General features: G+C 55.5%; 2 protein-coding genes. Both read right to left on the bottom strand.

Features of this window, described 5'->3' with window-relative positions; translation table 11 throughout:
• The coding region (locus tag GEU01_RS21835; RefSeq protein WP_198284481.1) for an IS4/Tn5 family transposase DNA-binding protein at positions 1–451 on the bottom strand (451 nt) is incomplete at its 3' end.
• 57 nt (positions 452–508) lie between these two features.
• The gene (locus tag GEU01_RS21830) at positions 509–1342 is read right to left on the bottom strand and encodes an alpha/beta fold hydrolase (RefSeq protein WP_081500062.1); all 834 of its coding nucleotides are present in this window, start codon (positions 1340–1342) and stop codon (positions 509–511) included.
• Between the last annotated feature and the right edge of the window lie 2 nt (positions 1343–1344).

Genomic DNA, 1344 nt, shown 5'->3' with positions numbered 1-1344 from the left:
TTTTTTCCCTGCCTCCCGTAGAGACCTTGGTAAACCCGATCTTTTCGGGAGATGCTCGGGTGAAGGAAAACTCCGTTGTATCCTGCAGGATCAGGACTGGCCCTGCAGTCGCATCGAAACGCTGGGCGGTAGCAGAAAAATGCCCTTCAAGGATTTTGTCTTCGCTTACATTTGCATTTGCAAAAAATCTATATGCTGCCTTGGTCGCAGACCAATCCTGAAATGCCGTCGGGAGAGACTTGCCCGGTCGTTCAGCAAGTGCCGCGAGCATCGTGCCCAGACGCCTGTTCAGGCGCTCGTCGCCAAGGTCAGATCCGGATATTTCCTGTATGACCCAATCCTGTACCATTCTCACACCCCGCCTGCATAAAGGTGACAGAAAAGGAATCACAACAGATTCATCTGCATCAAGCACAAAATTCAAGAACAGCAGATTTGTGGGTAACTGCAAGAGTCGCCGGGTGCTTACTGAAAATCGAGCTTTGACTCTCCAACTCTTTCGCGAAGGTCAGAGAAACGCATCAAGCCGATGCAGCAGTTCTGCCGGTGCTTCTTCCTGCGGACTATGACCACAGTCGATCGCATATCCCCGCACGTCCACGGCTTTTTCGCGCCATGTCTCGACAACATCATATAACGCGCCCACGGTGCCACGTGCAGCCCATAGAGCCAGTAATGGGGCCTCAATCCGTCTGTCTGCATCAGCTGCATCATGGACGAGATCGATGCCTGCCGCAGCGCGGTAGTCTTCGCATGCTGCATGACGCATTGTCGGGTCGGCGTAGCATCGACGATATTCGGCCATGACACGCGGATCGACCGATCCTGGTATCTTGATCTGTCCTGCAATGTGGCTTTCGAGAAAGAAGTCCGGATCCCCACTGATCAGCCTTTCGGGCAGGGGGGCAGGCTGGATCAGAAAAAACCACCAGAAATAGCGTCGGGCGAATTCCATATTGGTCCGGGCATACATCGTTGCTGTCGGTGCGATATCGATCAGCACCAGTTTTTCCACCGACTGCGGTGCATCCAGCGCCATACGGTGCGCCACCCGTCCGCCCCGGTCATGCCCGACAACCATGAACCGTTCAAATCCAAGCTGGTGCATGACGCCAACCTGATCAGCCGCCATGGTCCGCTTGGAATAGTTGGCGTGATCCGTCCCACCTTCAGGCTTGGCGCTATCACCGTAACCCCGCAGATCTGGGGCCACGATGGTAAAGCGTTTCGCCAGTGCGGGCGCAACCTTATGCCAGGTCAAATGCATCTGCGGATGACCATGCAGCATGAGCAGCGGCGGTCCGTTTCCGCCGGTAGCCGTGCGGATCCGCACGCCATTCACCT

The sequence above is a fragment of the Komagataeibacter europaeus LMG 18890 genome (assembly GCF_000285295.1).
Lineage (GTDB): Bacteria > Pseudomonadota > Alphaproteobacteria > Acetobacterales > Acetobacteraceae > Komagataeibacter > Komagataeibacter europaeus.
Note: the sequence above shows the minus strand (reverse complement) of the source record. Positions and strands in the feature narration are given on the sequence as shown.